The organism is Streptomyces sp. NPDC001816 (assembly GCF_042892235.1).
GTDB lineage: Bacteria > Actinomycetota > Actinomycetes > Streptomycetales > Streptomycetaceae > Streptomyces.
On record NZ_JBIATY010000012.1, the window covers coordinates 221,149 to 238,731 of the forward strand.

Annotated in this window: 14 protein-coding genes and 2 pseudogenes; 8 read left to right on the forward strand and 8 right to left on the reverse strand. The window is 73.2% G+C overall.

Features of this window, described 5'->3' with window-relative positions:
- The first annotated feature begins 121 nt into the window (after positions 1-121).
- From ACFYZZ_RS34880 to ACFYZZ_RS34890, 3 genes are read left to right on the forward strand one after another with little or no spacing between them, the layout of a single operon-like run.
- Entirely contained in the window at positions 122-1,549 is a 1,428-nt protein-coding gene (locus ACFYZZ_RS34880) for a S8/S53 family peptidase (RefSeq protein ID WP_389184789.1), read from the forward strand.
- The gene (locus tag ACFYZZ_RS34885) at positions 1,546-2,184 is read left to right on the forward strand and encodes an RNA polymerase sigma factor (RefSeq protein WP_389184792.1); all 639 of its coding nucleotides are present in this window, start codon (positions 1,546-1,548) and stop codon (positions 2,182-2,184) included. Before ACFYZZ_RS34880 ends, ACFYZZ_RS34885 begins: the two co-directional genes overlap by 4 nt.
- Positions 2,185-2,189: 5 nt before the next feature.
- A complete protein-coding gene (locus ACFYZZ_RS34890; protein ID WP_386576956.1) occupies positions 2,190-2,666 on the forward strand; it encodes a hypothetical protein in 477 nt (158 codons plus the stop codon).
- A gap of 60 nt (positions 2,667-2,726) precedes the next feature.
- Here the strand turns inward: ACFYZZ_RS34890 and ACFYZZ_RS34895 are convergent.
- From ACFYZZ_RS34895 to ACFYZZ_RS34905, 3 genes and pseudogenes are all read right to left on the reverse strand, one after another.
- A pseudogene (locus ACFYZZ_RS34895) lies at positions 2,727-3,373 on the reverse strand (cytochrome P450); the annotation flags it as partial.
- A 73-nt stretch (positions 3,374-3,446) separates the two neighbouring features.
- Positions 3,447-4,238: an N-formylglutamate amidohydrolase gene (locus tag ACFYZZ_RS34900; protein WP_389184795.1), complete on the reverse strand. Its 792-nt coding sequence runs from the start codon at positions 4,236-4,238 to the stop codon at positions 3,447-3,449.
- A 175-nt stretch (positions 4,239-4,413) separates the two neighbouring features.
- Complete coding sequence (locus tag ACFYZZ_RS34905; protein ID WP_389184798.1) at positions 4,414-6,633, reverse strand: NADP-dependent isocitrate dehydrogenase; 2,220 nt, start codon at positions 6,631-6,633, stop codon at positions 4,414-4,416.
- 137 nt (positions 6,634-6,770) lie between these two features.
- Here ACFYZZ_RS34905 and ACFYZZ_RS34910 point away from each other — a divergent pair, with 137 nt between their 5' ends.
- Together ACFYZZ_RS34910 and ACFYZZ_RS34915 are read left to right on the forward strand one after the other, a co-directional pair.
- Positions 6,771-6,896 carry a twin-arginine translocation signal domain-containing protein gene (locus tag ACFYZZ_RS34910; protein ID WP_389184801.1) on the forward strand — a complete coding sequence of 42 codons (126 nt, stop codon included), beginning with the start codon at positions 6,771-6,773 and terminating at the stop codon, positions 6,894-6,896.
- Positions 6,897-6,995: 99 nt separating this feature from the next.
- Entirely contained in the window at positions 6,996-7,436 is a 441-nt protein-coding gene (locus ACFYZZ_RS34915; protein WP_389184804.1) for a TolB family protein, read from the forward strand.
- Positions 7,437-7,536: 100 nt separating this feature from the next.
- Here ACFYZZ_RS34915 and ACFYZZ_RS34920 read toward each other — a convergent pair whose 3' ends face one another.
- The 3 genes from ACFYZZ_RS34920 to ACFYZZ_RS34930 form a co-directional block, all read right to left on the reverse strand.
- Positions 7,537-8,637: a mechanosensitive ion channel family protein gene (locus ACFYZZ_RS34920; RefSeq protein WP_389184807.1), complete on the reverse strand. Its 1,101-nt coding sequence runs from the start codon at positions 8,635-8,637 to the stop codon at positions 7,537-7,539.
- A gap of 186 nt (positions 8,638-8,823) precedes the next feature.
- The gene (locus ACFYZZ_RS34925; protein WP_389184810.1) at positions 8,824-10,350 is read right to left on the reverse strand and encodes an amino acid permease; all 1,527 of its coding nucleotides are present in this window, start codon (positions 10,348-10,350) and stop codon (positions 8,824-8,826) included.
- Between the two features lie 36 nt (positions 10,351-10,386).
- Positions 10,387-11,367 (reverse strand): hypothetical protein, encoded by a 981-nt coding sequence (locus ACFYZZ_RS34930; RefSeq protein ID WP_389184813.1) that lies wholly within the window; start codon positions 11,365-11,367, stop codon positions 10,387-10,389.
- Between the two features lie 254 nt (positions 11,368-11,621).
- Between ACFYZZ_RS34930 and ACFYZZ_RS34935 the strand changes: the two genes are divergently transcribed.
- The 3 genes and pseudogenes from ACFYZZ_RS34935 to ACFYZZ_RS34945 all read left to right on the forward strand — a co-directional run.
- Positions 11,622-13,118: an FGGY family carbohydrate kinase gene (locus tag ACFYZZ_RS34935; protein ID WP_389184816.1), complete on the forward strand. Its 1,497-nt coding sequence runs from the start codon at positions 11,622-11,624 to the stop codon at positions 13,116-13,118.
- Complete coding sequence (locus ACFYZZ_RS34940) at positions 13,115-14,518, forward strand: FAD-dependent oxidoreductase (protein WP_389184819.1); 1,404 nt, start codon at positions 13,115-13,117, stop codon at positions 14,516-14,518. Before ACFYZZ_RS34935 ends, ACFYZZ_RS34940 begins: the two co-directional genes overlap by 4 nt.
- Positions 14,515-15,447 (forward strand): annotated as a pseudogene (locus ACFYZZ_RS34945) (NAD(P)/FAD-dependent oxidoreductase); the annotation flags it as partial. The gene ACFYZZ_RS34940 and the pseudogene ACFYZZ_RS34945, both read left to right, overlap by 4 nt.
- 276 nt (positions 15,448-15,723) lie before the next feature.
- On the opposite strand, the gene ACFYZZ_RS34950 reads toward ACFYZZ_RS34945, so the two are convergent.
- A complete protein-coding gene (locus ACFYZZ_RS34950) occupies positions 15,724-16,488 on the reverse strand; it encodes a crotonase/enoyl-CoA hydratase family protein (protein WP_389184822.1) in 765 nt (254 codons plus the stop codon).
- A gap of 45 nt (positions 16,489-16,533) precedes the next feature.
- Positions 16,534-17,517 (reverse strand): YbhN family protein, encoded by a 984-nt coding sequence (locus ACFYZZ_RS34955; RefSeq protein WP_389184825.1) that lies wholly within the window; start codon positions 17,515-17,517, stop codon positions 16,534-16,536.
- Positions 17,518-17,583: the final 66 nt, after the last annotated feature.

Here is a 17,583-nt window from a genome sequence, read left to right on the forward strand (position 1 = left end):
AACCCGTCACACGGGTTCTCCGCGGTCTCCTCGGGCTGTACCGCGCGTACTTGTGGGCTGTATCAATCGGTCGACGGGCGACTCTGACTGTCGGAGCACCGCCTCAGGGGGAGGACACACCATGGCACCACAGCGATTCCGCGAGCAGTTCCACCACATCCAGCGCTCGATGCCCGACGTGCCCCTGGCCATGGGCCCGGACGACGACGCCCACTTCCTCTACGAGAAGGGTGTCGTCCTCGCCCGCGACGGCGAGGAGGCCCGCCTGGTCGAGGACACCGTGCGCACCCACTTCACCGACACCCAGGGCCTGGTCCCCGACCACGTCCGCCGCACCGGCCCGGACACCAACCGCACCGGCGTCACCCGCATCCGGGTCGGCGACCCCACCCAGGGCGACGACGTCGTCCCGCACGCCCTGCGCGCCCTCACCGAGGCCGAGGGACGCCAGGGACGCCGGCTGGTCCGCCGCAACCACGTGATCCACATCGCCCCGGTCAACGCCTGCCCCGGTGACGAGCCCGTGCCCGCGCCGCGCAGCGAGCCGCCCAACCCGGCGTCCCAGGAGGGCGTCCACGACCCGGACACCGCCGTCGGCGTCCTCGTCATCGACACCGGTCTGGTGCACGACTACCGGTCCTACCCGCTCCTCGCCCACACCACCGGCGATCCGCAGGTGACCGAGACCGGTCCCGACGGAGTGCTCCGGCAGTACGTCGGCCACGGCACGTTCATCGCCGGGATCGTCGCGGCCGTCGCACCCAACACCGACGTCACCGTGCGGGGCACCCTCAGCGACGTGGGCGCCATGCTGGAGTCGGAGTTCGGCGCGAAGCTGTTCGAGGCCGTCGACGAGGGCGGCTGGCCCGACATCATCAGCCTCTCCGCGGGCACCACCACCGGGTCGGGCGAAAGCCTCATCGGTCTTGAGGCGTTCATGCGCGAACTCCGCGAGCAGCGCACGCTGCTGGTCGCCGCCGCGGGCAACAACGGCAGCGACGCCCCGTTCTGGCCTGCCGCCTACGGGGCTCTGCCGGAGTACGCGGACAGCGTGCTGTCGGTCGGCGCGCTGCGCGGGGACGGCGAGTCGGGCGCCTGCTTCAGCAACCACGGCCCCTGGGTGCACGTCTACGCCCCGGGCGAGCGCCTGACCAGTGCCCTCACCGGCTTCGACATCCCGGTGCCGTACGTGTACCAGCACTCCACCTACGACGCCTGCCGGTTCGGCTCCACCTACGCCTGCACCTGCCAGTACCCGCGCCACACCGGCGTGTTGAGCGAGACGGGCGAGGACAGCGCGGCCAAGCCCGACCAGGTGATGTTCCACGGTCTCGCGCAGTGGAGCGGCACCTCGTTCGCCACCCCGGCCGTCGCCGCCCTCGTCGCCGCCCACATGACGGCGCACAAGGAGCGCGACCCGCGCGCGGCCCGCGCGCAACTGCTCGCTTCCCTCACGGAATCCGCCGACGTGCGCGGGGCGCACGTTCCGGCGCTCCGGCCGCCCACCTGGCGTCCGGTTCCGGTCGCGATCTCGGCCCGGCCCGCATGAGTGCCGGAACCCTCCGCTCCACGGCGTACGATGACGTGCCGTACACGAGGGGTGGAGCCGTGGACCGTACAGAGGTCGGGGCGCTGGTCAGGTCAGCCGTCGACGGCGACGCCGCGGCCTGGAAGGCGCTGGTGGAAGGGATGAGTCCGCTGGTGTGGTCGGTGGTGCGCGCACACCGGCTCTCGGACGCGGACGGGCACGAGGTCTACCAGACCACGTGGTTCCGTTTCGCCCAGCACCTCGGTCGGCTCCGGGAGCCCGACAAGGCGGGCTCCTGGCTGGCCAGCACGGCCCGGCACGAGTGCCTGAAGGTGCTCAAAGGGCTGACGCGGCTGACGCTGACGGACGATCCGCAGGTGCTGGACCGGGCGAGTGAGGAGCGGACGCCGGAGCAGACGCTGATCGACGCCGAAGAAGACGCGGACCAGGCCGAGCGGATCCGCCGGCTGTGGCAGGAGTTCGAGGCGCTGGGCGAGCGGTGCAGGCAGTTGCTGCGGGTGCTGATGGCCTCGCCGCCGCCGAGCTATCTGGAGGTGTCGGCCGCGCTCGGTATCGCGGTCGGCAGCATCGGGCCCCTGCGCCAGCGCTGTCTGCGCCGGCTGCGGGCGCGGTTGGACGCACGGGGGGCGGCGTGAGCGGCGTGAACGGGAACGGATTTCCCGAAGAGGACTTCGACGACGCCGGGTTCGACGGCGATCTGCTGGAGGAGGAGCTGCGCCAGGCGGCCGCCGTCCTGGACCCGGTCCCGGTCGAGCTGCGCCAACTGGCGCTCGACGCCTACGCGTTGCACGACCTGGACGCCCGGATCGCCGAGCTGACCTTCGACTCGCTCGTGGACGCGCTGCCGGTCAGGGGAGTACCGGACGCCCCGCGGATGCTGACCTTCCGCGCGGGCGAGCTGACCGTCGACGTCGAGGTCACCGGGGAGGGGCTGATCGGCCAGGTGCTGCCGCCGCAGTCGGCGCGCATAGAGGTGCTGGGCGGCCCGCAGACGACCCGGCCGGTCACGGTCGACACCCTGGGCCGCTTCACCAGCGAGCAGCCGCCCGCCGGCCCGTTCGCCCTGCGGCTGCGGACCGGCGGCGAGGTGATCGTCACGGAGTGGCTGCGGGCCTGAGCCGGCTCGCCGGGTCCCGAACCGGGTCACCAGGTCACCGGGTCCCGAACCGGGTCGCCGGGTGACGGGCAGCGTCCGCGGCCCGCGGATCATCGTCTTGTGCCGCCGACGCACCTGCCCGGGCTCCACCGCGAGGCGCAGGCCGGGCAGCCGGTCCGGCAGCATGCCGACCGGCAGCTCGGTCTGCAGCCGGGCGAGCACGGCGCCGGTGCAGTGGTGCGGGCCGTTGCCGAAGGCCAGGCGCGGGTCGGGGGCGCGGTCGGGGTCGAAGCGATCCGGGTCCGGGAAGACCTCCGGGTCGCGGTCGGCGGCGAGGTAGGAGACGTACACGGGCTCGCCCTCCGTGATCCGGTGGCCGGTCGGCTCCAGGCCTCCAGCGCGATCCGGGCGAGCCCGACCGTGCGGTGGTGCGGGATGTGCCGCAGCAGCTCGTCCAGGACCGGTCCGCGCGCCTCGGGACGGGCGCGCATGCGCTCCATCAGCTCCTCCTCCGCGGTCTCGCCGCGCGTCACGGCCGCGCCGAGCAGCGCGTACACGCCCTCGCCCGCGCCGTCGGACCGGGCCCGTACGGTCTCGGTGATCCAGCCGTACAGGCCCTGCTTGGCCCGCTCGGCGGCCTCGGCGCCGCCGGAGGTGGAGATGATCTGCCGGGTCCGGGCGTGCACCCGCTCCCGGTCGGCGGGCGGCACACCCATCACCTCGCTGACGCTCCTCGGTCGTCATGCACCCCCTGTACGCGCCCCGCCCGCCGTCCTGCGGGAGTGCGCTCCAGCCTGAGTGCTACAGGGCGTTGACGAGCGTGGCCAGCGCGGTGGCGAGTCGCTCCAGGCCCGGTCCGGCCGGGCCGCCCGGCTCGGTCATGTACGTGTCCCGCCGGATCTCCACCATCAGCGCGCTCACCCGCCGGTCACGCCCGTAGTACTCCAGCGGTACGTAGGTCCCGCTGAACGGGCTGTCCAGCCCCGTCTCCCCGCACGCGGAGAACGCCTTCCGCGCCGCCTCCCGCAGCTCGGGCGGTGTGTGGAACGCGTCCGTGCCGAGGCACACGGGCGGCCGCGGACCCGTCCCGTGCAGCTCGTACGGCAGCGCCTGGCCCGGGTAGGAGTGGACGTCGATCACGACCGCCCGCCCGGTCGCGGCGAGCCGCCCGGCCACCGCCTCGGTCATCGCCCGCGCGTAGGGCCGGAAGTACCGCTCGACCAGGGGCTCGGGGTCGGTGTCCGCGGCCCGCAGCTCGCCCCGGTGCGTGGTCCGCGTGTACACGGCCCCCATGCCGACGGCAAGCATCTCCTCCCGCTCGTCCGGGAACCGCTCCGGGTCCACGACCAGCCGCGACAGCCGGTTGACGAACCGCCAGGGGGTGAGCCCGGCCAGCCCCGCCGCCCGCTCGGCGATCCGGGCGGTGTGCGCGTCGGTGATGTGGTCGAGCTCCAGCCCGAGCGCCGTGTCGTCGAGCAGGATCCCCTTGCGAACGTCCTCCGGGATCGCCCGCGCGGAATGCGGCACGTGCAGCAGCACGGGCGACTCGGCGGCGCCGGGGAGGAGTTCGAACGAGGGGGCGGACTCGGTCACGGGCTGCTCCAGGGGCGTTGTCGGTGGCGCGGTGCAGGATCAAGCGGTCCAGGATCAAGCGGTCCAGGATCAAGGTGTCACACCGGCACCGGCGCCGGACACGACTCCGCCCCGGCCGGGGGCAACCCGACCGGGGCGGAGTCCGCTCACAGCTGCGGCTCAGGTGCCGCGGGCGTCAGCTCAGCGAGGCGAGGGCCTCGTTCCAGGTGGCCGACGGGCGCATGACCGCGTCCGCCTTGGCCTTCTCCGGCTGGTAGTAGCCGCCGATGTCGGCCGGGGAGCCCTGGACCGCGAGCAGCTCGTCGACGATCGTCTGCTCGTTCGCCGCGAGGGACTCGGCGAACGCGGCGAAGGCCTTCGCCAGGTCGGCGTTGTCGGTCTGCGCGGCCAGCTCCTGCGCCCAGTACAGGGACAGGTAGAAGTGGCTGCCGCGGTTGTCGATGCCGCCGAGGCGACGGGTCGGGGACTTGTCCTCGTTCAGGAAGGTCGCCGTGGCGCGGTCGAGGGTGTCGGCGAGGACCTTGGCGCCGTTGTTGCCGGTGAACGTCGCGTACTGCTCGAAGGCCGGCACCAGGGCGAAGAACTCACCGAGCGAGTCCCAGCGCAGGTAGTTCTCCTTGACCAGCTGCTGGACGTGCTTCGGCGCGGAGCCGCCGGCGCCCGTCTCGAACAGGCCGCCGCCCGCCATCAGCGGGACGACCGACAGCATCTTGGCGCTGGTGCCCAGCTCCAGGATCGGGAACAGGTCGGTCAGGTAGTCACGCAGCACGTTGCCGGTCACCGAGATGGTGTTCTCGCCGCGGCGGATGCGCTCCACCGACAGCTTGGTGGCCTCGACCGGGGACAGGACGCGGATGTCCAGGCCCTCGGTGTCGTGCTCCGGCAGGTACTGGTTGACCTTGGCGATCAGGTTGGCGTCGTGGGCGCGGCCCTCGTCCAGCCAGAACACGGCCGGGTCGCCGGTGGCGCGGGCGCGGGTGACGGCCAGCTTGACCCAGTCGCGGATCGGGGCGTCCTTGGTCTGGCAGGCGCGGAAGATGTCGCCGGCGGAGACCGTCTGCTCCAGGACGACGTTGCCGGCCTGGTCGACCAGGCGGACGGTGCCGGTGACCGGGATCTCGAAGGTCTTGTCGTGGGAGCCGTACTCCTCGGCCTTCTGCGCCATGAGGCCGACGTTCGGGACGGAGCCCATGGTCGACGGGTCGTAGGCGCCGTTGGCGCGGCAGTCCTCGATCACGGCCTGGTAGACGCCGGAGTAGGAGGAGTCCGGCAGCACCGCGAGGGTGTCGGCCTCCTGGCCGTCCGGGCCCCACATGTGGCCCGAGGTGCGGATCATGGCCGGCATGGACGCGTCGACGATCACGTCGGACGGGACGTGCAGGTTGGTGATCCCCTTGTCGGAGTCGACCATCGCCAGCGCGGGGCCCTCGGCCAGCTCGGCCTCGAAGGAGGCCTTGATCTCGGCGCCCTCCGGCAGGGCCTCGATGCCCTTGAGGATGCCGCCCAGACCGTCGTTCGGGGTCAGACCGGCCGCGGCGAACGTCTCGCCGTACTTCGCGAACGTCTTCGGGAAGAAGGCGCGCACCACGTGACCGAAGATGATCGGGTCGGAGACCTTCATCATCGTGGCCTTCAGGTGCACGGAGAACAGGACGCCCTCCTGCTTGGCGCGGGCGACCTGCGCGGTCAGGAACTCGCGCAGCGCGGCGACGCGCATCACGGAGGCGTCGACGACCTCGCCCTCGAGCACCGGTACGGACTCGCGCAGGACGGTGGTGGAGCCGTCGTCGCCCTTCAGCTCGATGCGCAGCGCACCGGCCTCGGAGATCACCACGGACTTCTCGGTGGAGCGGAAGTCGTCCGTGTCCATGGTCGCCACGTTGGTCTTGGAGTCGGAGCTCCAGGCGCCCATGCGGTGCGGGTGGGTCTTGGCGTAGTTCTTCACCGACGCCGGGGCACGGCGGTCGGAGTTGCCCTCACGCAGCACCGGGTTGACGGCGGAGCCCTTGATCTTGTCGTAGCGGGCGCGGATCTCGCGCTCCTCGTCGGTCTTCGGGTCGTCCGGGTAGTCCGGCAGCGCGTAGCCCTTGCCCTGCAGCTCGGCGACGGCGGCACGCAGCTGCGGGATGGACGCCGAGACGTTCGGCAGCTTGACGATGTTGGCCTCGGGAGTCTTGGCCAGGTCACCCAGCTCGGCCAGCGCGTCCGGGACCCGCTGGTCCTCGTTCAGGTACTCCGGGAAGTGGGCGATGATGCGTCCGGCCAGCGAGATGTCCCGGGTCGTCACGGGCACACCGGCCTGCGAGGCGTACGCCTGGATCACCGGCAGGAACGAATGCGTCGCCAGGGCCGGGGCCTCGTCTGTGTAGGTGTAGATGATGGTCGAGTCAGTCACCGGGTGCTCCGCTCCACGTCTGCAACATTGCTCGACATCAAGATATCTCGTGATCGGGCTGGACTCGACAGGGGTCCTGGCCGGAAAACGTGCCGTACGGGTGCAACCGCTCGTTGCACCGGTCGGACCGGGGTCACGTGGGAGGGAGCGGCAAGGAGATCGGCTTCGGCTTCGTCAGCCGTCGGGGTTTCCTGAGTGCCTCCGCCGCCGGAGTGGCCGCCGTCGTGTCCAGCGACGGCTCCGGCGGTGGGCCGGCCGGCTGACGGACTGGACGCTGGAGGCGACCCGCCGCCGCGCTGTCGCCGGACGGTACGCGGCTCGCCGTCTGCGGGTACCGGGGTGGCGCCTTCCATCTGTGGTCGATGCGGCCGGACGGCAGCGCGCCGCGGCAACTGACCGACGGGCCGTGGGACGACCGTGGGGCGGCCTGGTCACCGGACGGGACGTACATCACCTTCTCGTCCGAGCGCGGCGGCGACCCCGTGACCGGCACCGCGTTCGGCCTGTGGACCGTGGATCCGGACAGCGGCCGGCTGCGTCGGCTGACCGGCGGGGACTTCGAGGACCTCGATCCGGCGTGGCGGCCGGACGGGCGGTCGCTGGTCTGCCTACGGGCGGCGCGCCGGCCCGACGGCGGAAGCGACGGCGGCCCGGCCCTGGTACGGGTGTCCGGCGCCGACGGCACGACGGAGGCAGTGCGCACGGTGGCGGAAGGCAGACTGCTGTGCTCGTCCGTCTCGCCGGGTGCGCCACGTCCGTCCCGGCGCGTATCTGCAGCCTGGACGGCGACCTCGGCACCGTAGAGGAGGGCAGGATCGCCGACCTGACCGTCGTGAACTGGCTCGAGGTCGCCCGGTCTCTCCGGCGCGACTCGTGCTGCCATGCCGGAGACAGGGACACGTACTAGTCGGTCAGGGGCGAACCCGGCGAACCCGACACCACGTCCTCCTCGCTGCGCTGCTGCGGGATCACCACCGCGCCCTGCTGCAGCGCCACCGTCCGGGTCGGGGCCGGGATGCGGATGCCCTCCTCGCGGTAGCGGCGGTGCAGGCGCTTGATGAACTCGTGCTTGATGCGGTACTGGTCGCTGAACTCGCCGACGCCGAGGATCACCGTGAAGCCGATGCGGGAGTCCCCGAAGGTGTGGAAGCGGATCGCGGGCTCGTGGTCCGGGACGGCGCCGGTGATCTCGGTCATGGTCTCGGCGATGACCTCGTGCGTGACACGCTCGACGTGGTCCAGGTCGCTGTCGTAGCTCACGCCCACCTGCAACAGGATCGTCAACTGCTGCTCGGGACGCGTGAAGTTGGTCATGTTGGACTTGGCCAGCTCGCCGTTGGGGATGACCACCAGGTTGTTGGACAGCTGGCGCACCGTCGTCTGGCGCCAGTTGATGTCCACGACGTACCCCTCCTCGCCGCTGCTCAGCCGGATGTAGTCGCCCGGCTGGACGGTCTTGGAGGCGAGGATGTGGATGCCCGCGAACAGGTTGGCGAGGGTGTCCTGGAGGGCGAGGGCCACGGCCAGACCACCGACACCGAGGGCGGTGAGCAGGGGCGCTATGGAGATGCCCAGCGTCTGCAGCACCACCAGGAAGCCGATCGCCAGGACCAGGACCCGGGTGATGTTGACGAAGATGGTGGCCGAGCCCGCCACGCCGGAGCGGGACTGGGTGACCGAGCGGACCAGACCCGCCACGACCCGGGCCGCGGACAGGGTCACCACGAAGATCAGCCACACCTGGAGGAGCTGGTTGGTGTGGTGCTGGACGGTGTGGGTCAGCGGCAGCACCGCCGCGGCCGACGCGAGGCCGCCCACGATCGCCGCCCAGGGGACGACGGAGCGGAGCGTGTCCACGATGACGTCGTCACCGCTCCACTTGGTCCGCTTGGCGTGCTTGGCCAGCCAGCGCAGCACCGTGCGGGACAGGAAGGCCAGCACCAGGCCGGCGGCCAGGGCGATGCCGGCGAGGACGAGGTCGTCCAGGGTCAGCGCGCGGTTCACCGGTCACCTCCAGGGCGCAAAGCTGCTGCGGAGAGCCTGATGTGAAGTGTCGTCACGTTGCCACCTGCTCGATGTCCGGAATGTGCGATCGCGCCGCCGCCGGGACAACGACGGTCGGCGCGATCGCTCATCCTGCCGTATCCGGCGCACCAGTTCGTACCCGGACCGGTGCGCCGGGCGGACGTCTCAGACGATGCCCTCCGCGAGTTCGGCCTGGTCGCGGTCGCTGCCGTAGGCGGCGGTGGTGGGCGTGCCGTACGAACGGCGGGCGACGTACCACCAGATGCTGGCCAGGACCAGCACGACGACGAGGGCCACGGCCGCGTAGTTCATGGTGTCGGCGGTGACCGGCGAGGACTGCGGCAGGCAGAACAGCACCGTCACACAGGCCACCCACACCACAGCGATCCAGCCGACCGGTCTGCTCCACCGGCCCAGGTGCCACGGACCCGGCTGGAAGCGGTCGCCCGCGCGCAGCCGGAGCAGGACGGGGATGGCGTAGGCGGGGGTGATGCCGATGACGTTGATGGCGGTGACCGCGCCGTAGGCCGTCGCCGAGTACAGGGACGGCAGGGCCAGGACGCCCGCGACGATCACCGACAGCCACACGGCCGCGACCGGGGTCTGGGTGCGGCTGCTCACCTTGCGCCACAGGTGCGAGCCCGGCAGGGCGCCGTCCCGGCTGAACGCGAACACCATGCGGCTGGCCGCGGCCACCTCGGCGTTCCCGCAGAACAACTGGGCCACGATCACGACGAGCAGCAGCGCGCTCGCGCCGTCGGTGCCGAGGCCGTCGAGCAGGATCTGGGCGGGCGGCACGCCGGTGTCGGTGGTGCGCGTGGCGTCGTAGTCCTGGATGGCGAAGGTCAGGCCGGCGAGCAGCACGAAGCCCGCGATCCACGACACCCAGATCGACCGGACGATGCCCTTCGCCGCGGACACCGAGGCGTTGGAGGTCTCCTCGGAGAGGTGGGCGGAGGCGTCGTACCCGGAGAACGTGTACTGGGCGAGCAGCAGGCCGATCGCGGCCACGTAGAGCGGGTTCGACCAGCCGGTGTCGTTGACGAACTTGGTGAACACGAACGACGGCGACTGGTGGTGGTCCGGGACGATCGCCAGCGCGCCGACGATGAGCGCGACACCGGCCAGGTGCCACCAGACGCTGACCGAGTTGAGCACGCTGACCAGGCGGACGCCGAACAGGTTCAGCACGGCGTGCAGCAGCAGGATCGCGCAGAAGATCAGCATGGTCTTGCCCGGGGTCGGCTCGAAGCCCCACTGGAGGTTGGCGAAGGCTCCGGTGAACAGGGCGGCGCCGTAGTCGATGCCGGCGATCGCGCCGAGCAGACCGAGCAGATTCAGCCAGCCCGTGTACCAGCCCCAGCGCCGGCCGCCGAGCCGGTCGGCCATGTAGTACAGGGCGCCGGAGGTCGGATAGGCGCTGGTGACCTCGGCGAGCGCGAGGCCCACGCACAGCACGAACAGGCCGACACCCGCCCAGCCCCACAGCATCACGGCGGGCCCGCCGGCGCCCAGACCGAAGCCGTACAGGGTCATGCAGCCGGACAGGATCGAGATCACCGAGAAGCTGATCGCGAAGTTGCCGAAGCCGCCCATGCGGCGGGCCAGCACCGGGCGGTAGCCCAGCTCGCGCAGCCGCCGCTCCTCGTCGTGCTGCGGCCGGGCGGGCGTGGGCGATGGATCGGGGGACATGCTGAAACCTCCGGGGGTGAGGAAGGAGAACGGGCGTCACGCGCCCTCGACGGCCGTGCGGCAGCGGTCCCTGGCCTGCAGGAAGACCTCCACGGCACGGCCCCGGTCCGGGGTGCGGTACATCCACGGCGGCGGCGTGACGTACGGGCCGATCGAGTCGAACACCCGGGCCGCGTCCGGGAACTGATGCGCACCCCACAGGGCGTGCGCCAGATGGTTGAGGTCCAGCAGCGAGCGCTCGGCCCGGGGCGTCTGCTCGAACCAGGAGTGCAGCGCGCGCCGCGCCTCGCGGGTCGCGTCCTCCGCCACCCAGTGCAGGTCGAGCGCCGCGTCGTGCCCGCTGGAGCGCCGGTAGCGCTCGACCCGGACGTACAGCGGCAGCAGGTGCAGCGCGGACCCGGGCGGCGCCGAACCGGCCGCCCACTGGGCGTAGCCCGCGGCCTCGGCGAGCCGGCCCGAGGAGCCGATCGTGTACAGGAACTGCAGCATCCGGTGGTGGGCCTCGCGGTTGTGCGGGTCACGCCGGCCGGCCTCGGCCAGCAGCCCCCACGGGCCCGGCGGCAGTATCGGTTCCGGCGGCGGCGCCCGGTGTTCGTCCCAGCGCTGTTCCGGGTCCAGCTGGGCCAGCGCCAGCAGGCAGATCCAGGGCACGGGGTCGTGCGGGGCGGTCTGGGTGGCGGACTGCGCGGCGTCCCACGCCTCGATCCACAACTCGTGTGTACGGCGGTGCCCCTCGCGCTGCGCCCGCAGGGCCCGCTCCACGCCGACCCGGGCGTGCATCACTGTGGCCGGCACGCTGTGCGGCTCCTCCGCGAGCCAGGCCCGCACCACGTCGGTACCGGCCGCGGCGGCCGCGAGGATCTGGGTGCGCTGGGTCCACTGCCACCAGCTCGTGGTGTCCGCGAGCAGGGCGCGCATCGCCATCCAGCGCCCCGTGCGCAGATCCTGGAGGGCGGTGCGTAAGGCCCCGTCGTGGCCGGCGGGGTCGTAGGAGGGGCGTGCTCCTTCTCTGGCCATCAGCCACCCGCCCCGGTCCGCGAGCGGACGGGCGGGGTGGCGGGGTGCGGTAGCAACAGCCCTCCTCCGGGCGGTGGTCGAGCGCCTCCTGCGGGTCGGCGGTCACTATAGGGGTGTCACTTCCGCCTTGCCATTGTTGTCAACTCAACTATCTATAGCGGTAGTTGGCCGAAAATCGGCCGAGCTTGACGCCGGACGCGGCCCGACGGCAGGCTGGTCGCGCCGATCTTCGAAGGGGCGTGCGGGAGGATGCGATGACGGGGCCTGTGCTCGCCGTCGACCAGGGCACGTCCGGCACCAAGGCCCTGGTGGTCTGCCCCGAACGCGGCGTACTCGGCGCCGGGTTCGCTGATGTGACGCCCCGCCACCTGCCGGGCGGTCTGGTCGAGGTGGATCCGGCCGAGCTGTACGCCTCGGTCGTCGACGCCGGTCACCGCGCACTCGCCGAGGCGGGCGAGGACGTCGTGGCGATGGGCCTGGCCAACCAGGGCGAGACCGTCCTCGCCTGGGACCCGGCCACCGGACGCCCGCTGACCGACGCCCTCGTCTGGCAGGACCGGCGCGCCGAGACCGTCTGCGCCGAACTCATCGATCACGCCGAGGAGTTGCGACAGCTGACCGGCCTGCCCCTCGATCCGTACTTCGCCGCACCCAAGATGGCCTGGATCCGCCGCCATCTCACCCGCGAGGGCGTCGTCACCACCTCCGACGCCTGGCTGGTCCACCGACTCACCGGCACCTTCGTCACCGACGCGGCCACCGCCGGCCGCACCCAGCTCCTCGACCTCGACCGCGCCCAGTGGTCGCCACGGGCGCTGGAGGCCTACGGGCTGTCGGACGAACGGCTCCCGGAGGTGGTCGACAACGCCCAACCCGTCGGCACCACAAGCGCGTTCGGCTCCGAGATCCCGCTCACCGGACTCGCCGTCGACCAGCAGGCCGCCCTGCTCGCCCAGCGCATCACCGGACCCGGCGCCGCCAAGTGCACCTACGGCACCGGCGCGTTCCTGCTCGCGCACACCGGCAGCGCCCCCCGGCGCGGCACCTCCGGCCTGGTCAGCTGCGTCGCCTGGCGGCTCGCCGGAGACACCGGCTACTGCCTCGACGGACAGGTCTACACGGCCGCCTCCGCCGTGCGCTGGCTCACCGACCTCGGCGTCATCTCCTCGGCCGCCGACCTCGACCCGGTCGGCGGAGCCGTCCCCGACAGCGGCGGCGTCACCTTCGTCCCCGCCCTCGCCGGGCTCGCCGCCCCCTGGTGGCGCGGCGACCTGCGCGGCTCCATTACCGGGCTCGGCCTCGACACCGGACCCGGACACCTGGTGCGCGCCCTGTGCGAGGGCCTGGCGGCCCAGGTCGTCGAGCTGGCGGAGGCGGCCGCGGCCGACCTCGGCACCCCGCTGGGGCCTGTTGCGAACCCGCCTGCCACGCCCTCCGGGCGGACGACGGGGCTTTCGCAACCGGCCCTGGACGCGCTGCGCGTCGACGGCGGCCTGACCCGCTCCGCCCTGCTCATGCAGACCCAGGCCGACCTGCTGCAACGCCCCGTAGAGGTCTCCGCGCTGCACGACGCCACCGCACTCGGCGCCGCCACCCTCGCCCGGCTCGGCGCGGACCCTGCGCTGAGCGTGGAAGACGCCCTGCCCGACTGGAAGCCCGCCACCGTGTACGAGCCCCGCATCCCGGCCGACCAGGCCGCCGAACGCCTCGCCGGCTTCCGCAGTGCGGTCGCCGCCCTGCTCGACTCATGACGGTCACCGCGGAGGGGCCGCTGCCCGGGCAGACGTACGACGTGGTGGTCGTCGGCGCCGGAGTCGTCGGCTGCGCCGTCGCCCGTGAACTCGCCCGCCACCCCCGGCTGCGCATCGCGCTGGTCGAGGCCCAGGACGACGTCGGCCAGGGCACCTCCAAGGCCAACACCGCGATCCTGCACACCGGTTTCGACGCGACCCCGGGCACCCTGGAGGCCCGGCTGGTCCGCGAGGGCCACCAGCGGCTCGCCGCGTACGCCGCCGAGTCCGGCATCCCCGTCGAAGAGGTCGGCGCCCTGCTCGTCGCCTGGGACGAGGAGCAGCTCGCCGCGCTGCCCCGCCTCGCCGAGAAGGCCGAGCGCAACGACTACCCGCACACCCGAATCCTCGGCGCCGACGAGCTGTACGCCCGCGAACCGCACCTCGGCCCCGGCGCGCTCGGCGCCCTGCACGTGCCCGGCGAGAGCATCGTCTGCCCGTGGACGACGACCCTGGCGTACGCCACCCAGGCGGTCCGCGCCGGAGTCGACCTGCACCTGAACACCCGTGTGGAGCAGGTGAGCCGGGACGCCCAAGGGCACCTCCTGACCACCTCCCGAGGCACTCTGCACACCCGCCACCTGGTCAACGCGGCCGGACTGCACGCCGACACCCTCGACCGGGCGCTCGGCCACGACGACTTCACCGTCACCCCGCGCCGCGGCCAGCTCATCGTCCACGACAAGCTCGCCCGCCCCCTGGTCCGGCACATCCTCCTCCCGGTCCCGACCGCCCTCGGCAAGGGCGTCCTGGTCGCTCCCACCGTCTACGGCAACGTCCTGCTCGGCCCCACCGCCGAGGACCTGCACGACAAGCGGGCCACCGGCTCCACCGCCGAAAGCCTGGCGCTGCTGCGGGAGAAGGGCGGCCGCATCCTGCCCGCGCTGCTGCGGGAGGAGGTCACCGCCGTCTACGCCGGCCTGCGCGCGGCCACCGAGCACGAGGACTACCGCATCACCGCCCACCCCGAGCAGGCGTACGTCACCGTCGGCGGCATCCGCTCCACCGGCCTGACCGCGTCCCTGGCCATCGCCGCCCACGTCCTCGGCCTGCTGGCCGAGACCGGGCTCGACCCCGGACCGGCGCGCGACCTCGACCCGGTCCGCATGCCGGGCCTCGGCGAGGCCTTCCCGCGCCCCCATCAGCGGCCCGAACTCATCGCCGCCGACCCGGAGTACGGCACCCTCGTCTGCCACTGCGAGCGCGTCTCCCGTGGCGAGATCCGTGACGCCCTCGCCAGTACGATCCCGCCGCGCACCCTGGAGGGCCTGCGCCGCCGCACCCGGGCCCGGGCCGGCCGCTGCCAGGGCTTCTACTGCGGGGCGGCGGTACGGCAGCTGTTCGAGGAGGCACGCACATGACCGCCGACCGCAGGGTCGACGTCCTCGTCGTCGGCGCCGGTCCCGCCGGACTCGCGGCGGCGGCCCGGCTGGCCGCCGCCGGTGCCGGCCGGATCGAGGTACTGGAGCGGGAGGCACAGCCCGGGGGAGTGCTCCGGCACTGCGCCCACGGCGGCTTCGGCACGTGGACGCGGCGGCTGACCGGACCCGAGTACGCCCGGCTGCTCACCGAGGGCGCCACACACGCCGGGGCCGTGCTGCGGACCGGTGTGACGGTCCTGGACTGGGCGGGCCCGCGCACGCTCACGACGGTCGGCCCGCAGGGACTGGAGACGATCGCGGCCGAAGCCGTCGTCCTCGCCACCGGCTCCCGTGAACGCCCCCGCGCGGCCCGGCTGGTGCCCGGCACCCGGCCCGCCGGCGTCTACACCACCGGCGAACTCCAGCAGGCGGTGCACCTGTTCGGGCAGCCGATCGGCACCCGCGCGGTGGTGGTCGGCGCGGAGCGGGTCTCCTACTCCGCGGCCGACACCCTGCGCACGGCCGGTGCGGCGGTCGTCGCCCTGCTGACCGAACACCCTCGGGCCCAAGCCCCGCTGCTGCGCGCCCAGTCGGCCCGGCTCGGCCACCGCGTCCCGCTCCTCACGGACACCACGGTCACCGAACTCCTCGGCCACGGCCGCCTGTCCGGCGTCCGCGTCCGGCACCGCGACGGCCGTACGGCCACGCTGCCCTGCGACACGGTCGTCTTCACCGGTGACTTCGTCCCCGAGAACGAACTCGCCCGCCGGGCCGGCATCACGCTGGACGGCAGCCCGCACACCTCGCGGCCGGGCGTCTTCGCCGTCGGCGCCGTGCTGCACCTCGGACAACGGGCGAGGGCGGCGACCTGGGCCGGTGCGGAGGCAGGCGGCGCGGTGCTGGAGTGGCTGGCGGGAGAGGAGCGGCCGGCACACGGGTCCGGGTAGGGCTGGTGCTTGCAGGTCCGCGTCGGACCGGCGCTCGCAGTCCGTGCAGGGCCCCTGCTCGCAGGTCCGGGTAGGCCCGGTGCTCGCAGGTCCGCGTGGGGCCGGTGCTCGCAGGTCCGAGTAGGCCCGGTGCTCACAGGTCCGGGTAGGCCCGGTGCTCGCAGGTCCGCGTAGGACCGGCGCTCACAGGTCCGTGCAGGGCCCCTGCTCGCAGGTCCGCGTAGGACCGGTGCTCCCAGGTCCGCGTAAGACCCCTGCTCACAGGTCCCCGTATGACCCGTGCCGCCCCGCACCCCCGGCGAAGCGTGCCGCTCCCTCCAAGCCCTCCGCCAGCACGCTCATGCCGTACCGCAGCTCGCCGCGCAGGGCGCTCTGCTCGTCCATGCCCTCCTGGTCCAGCGCCGAGGCCCGGTCGCCGCGCAGGCAGGCCTGCGGGAAGCGGGCGATCCGGGCCGCCAGCTCCTCGGCCTCCGCGCGGGCGTGGCCGGTCGGGACGATCCGGCTGGCGAGCCCGATGTCGTAGGCCTCGCGAGCCGGGACCGGGCGGCCGGTCAGGATCATGTCCATGGCCCGGCCGGCGCCGATCAGCCGGGGCAGCCGTACCGTGCCGCCGTCGATCAGCGGTACGCCCCAGCGGCGGCAGAACACCCCGAACACGGCGTCCTCCTCGGCGACCCGGAGGTCGCACCACAGGGCCAGTTCGAGGCCGCCCGCCACGGCGTGCCCGGCGACGGCGGCGATCACCGGCTTGGACAGCCGCATCCGGGTCGGCCCCATCGGGCCGTCGCCCTCCTCGGCGACCAGGTTGCCGCGCTCGCCGCCCATCGCCTTCAGGTCGGCGCCCGCGCAGAACGTGCCGCCCTCGCCCCACAGCACCGCCACCCGCGCGTGCTCGTCGGCCTCGAACTCCCGGAAGGCCGTGGCGAGTTCGGCGGCCGTGGGCCCGTCCACCGCGTTGCGGACCTCGGGGCGGGACAGGACGATCGTGGTGACGTGTTCCTTGTGCTCCACGCGGACCGGCACGGCGGATGCTCCTTCTGAGGGGGCGGCTCGGAGGGCCACTCTGCCTCAGATGACCTTCAGCCGCACCAGTGCCCCCAGCGTCAACGCGCCCGGCAGCAGCGGGACCCAGACGGTGATGATGCGGTAGGCGAGCACCACCGCCGTGGCCACCGCCACCGGGCCGCCCGCCGCCACCAGCGCCACGATCAGTGCCGCCTCGACCGAGCCGAGCCCGCCCGGCGTGGGCACCAGCGCCACCGCGACCGTCGCGGCCAGGTACGCGAGTGCCATGTGCGCGGGCGGCACCGGCAGCCCCAGCGCCTGCCCCACCGCCACCAGGCCGGCCGCCTGGAGCGCGGGGAAGGCGAGCGAGCCGCCCCACAGCGCCAGCGCCCGGGCCGGACGCGTGTGCACCGAACGGGCCTCGCCCAGGGCGGTGCGGACGAAGCCGAGCACGGGCGTGCGCAGACGTCGTACGAGGGCCAGCGCGGCCACCGCCACCACGAGCACCGCGCCCACGACGGCCAGCACCGGTCCGGCATCCCCGTCGGGGAGGAGGGTGCCGAGTCGCAGCGCGTCGGGGAAGGCGAGCAGCAGCGCGGCCAGCAGGCTCAGCCGGCCTACCGACTCGGCGAGCAGGTACAGCGCGAGAGCCGCGGAGGAGCGGGCCAGCGGCACCCCGCACACGCTCATGAACCGCAGGTTGACCGCGCCCGCGCCCAGACCCGTCGGCAGCAGGTGGTTGGCCGAGCCCGCCGCGAACTGCGTCGCCAGCAGCCGCCACCGGGGCAGCCGCTGGACGACGGCGCCCTGCCGGGTGACGGCCGCGGCCACCCAGGTCAGACAGGTGGCACCGGCCGCCGCCAGCAGCCAGGGCCACGAGGCGGTCCGCAGCTGTCCGAAGCCCTCGGCGAGCACCGACCGGTGCCGCACCGCGACGACGGCGACGAGCAGGAGCGGAAGCAGGCACAGGATCTGCCGCACGGGGACGCGCCGGGCGAGCCGGGGGAGGCGTCCCTCACGGAGGTCGGGGAGTCTTACCGCTGTCACATCGGGAGAGGCTTTCCGTGCCGTGCCAACGGCGGGTGGCCGAAGCGGGGACGGCGGCTTACGGAC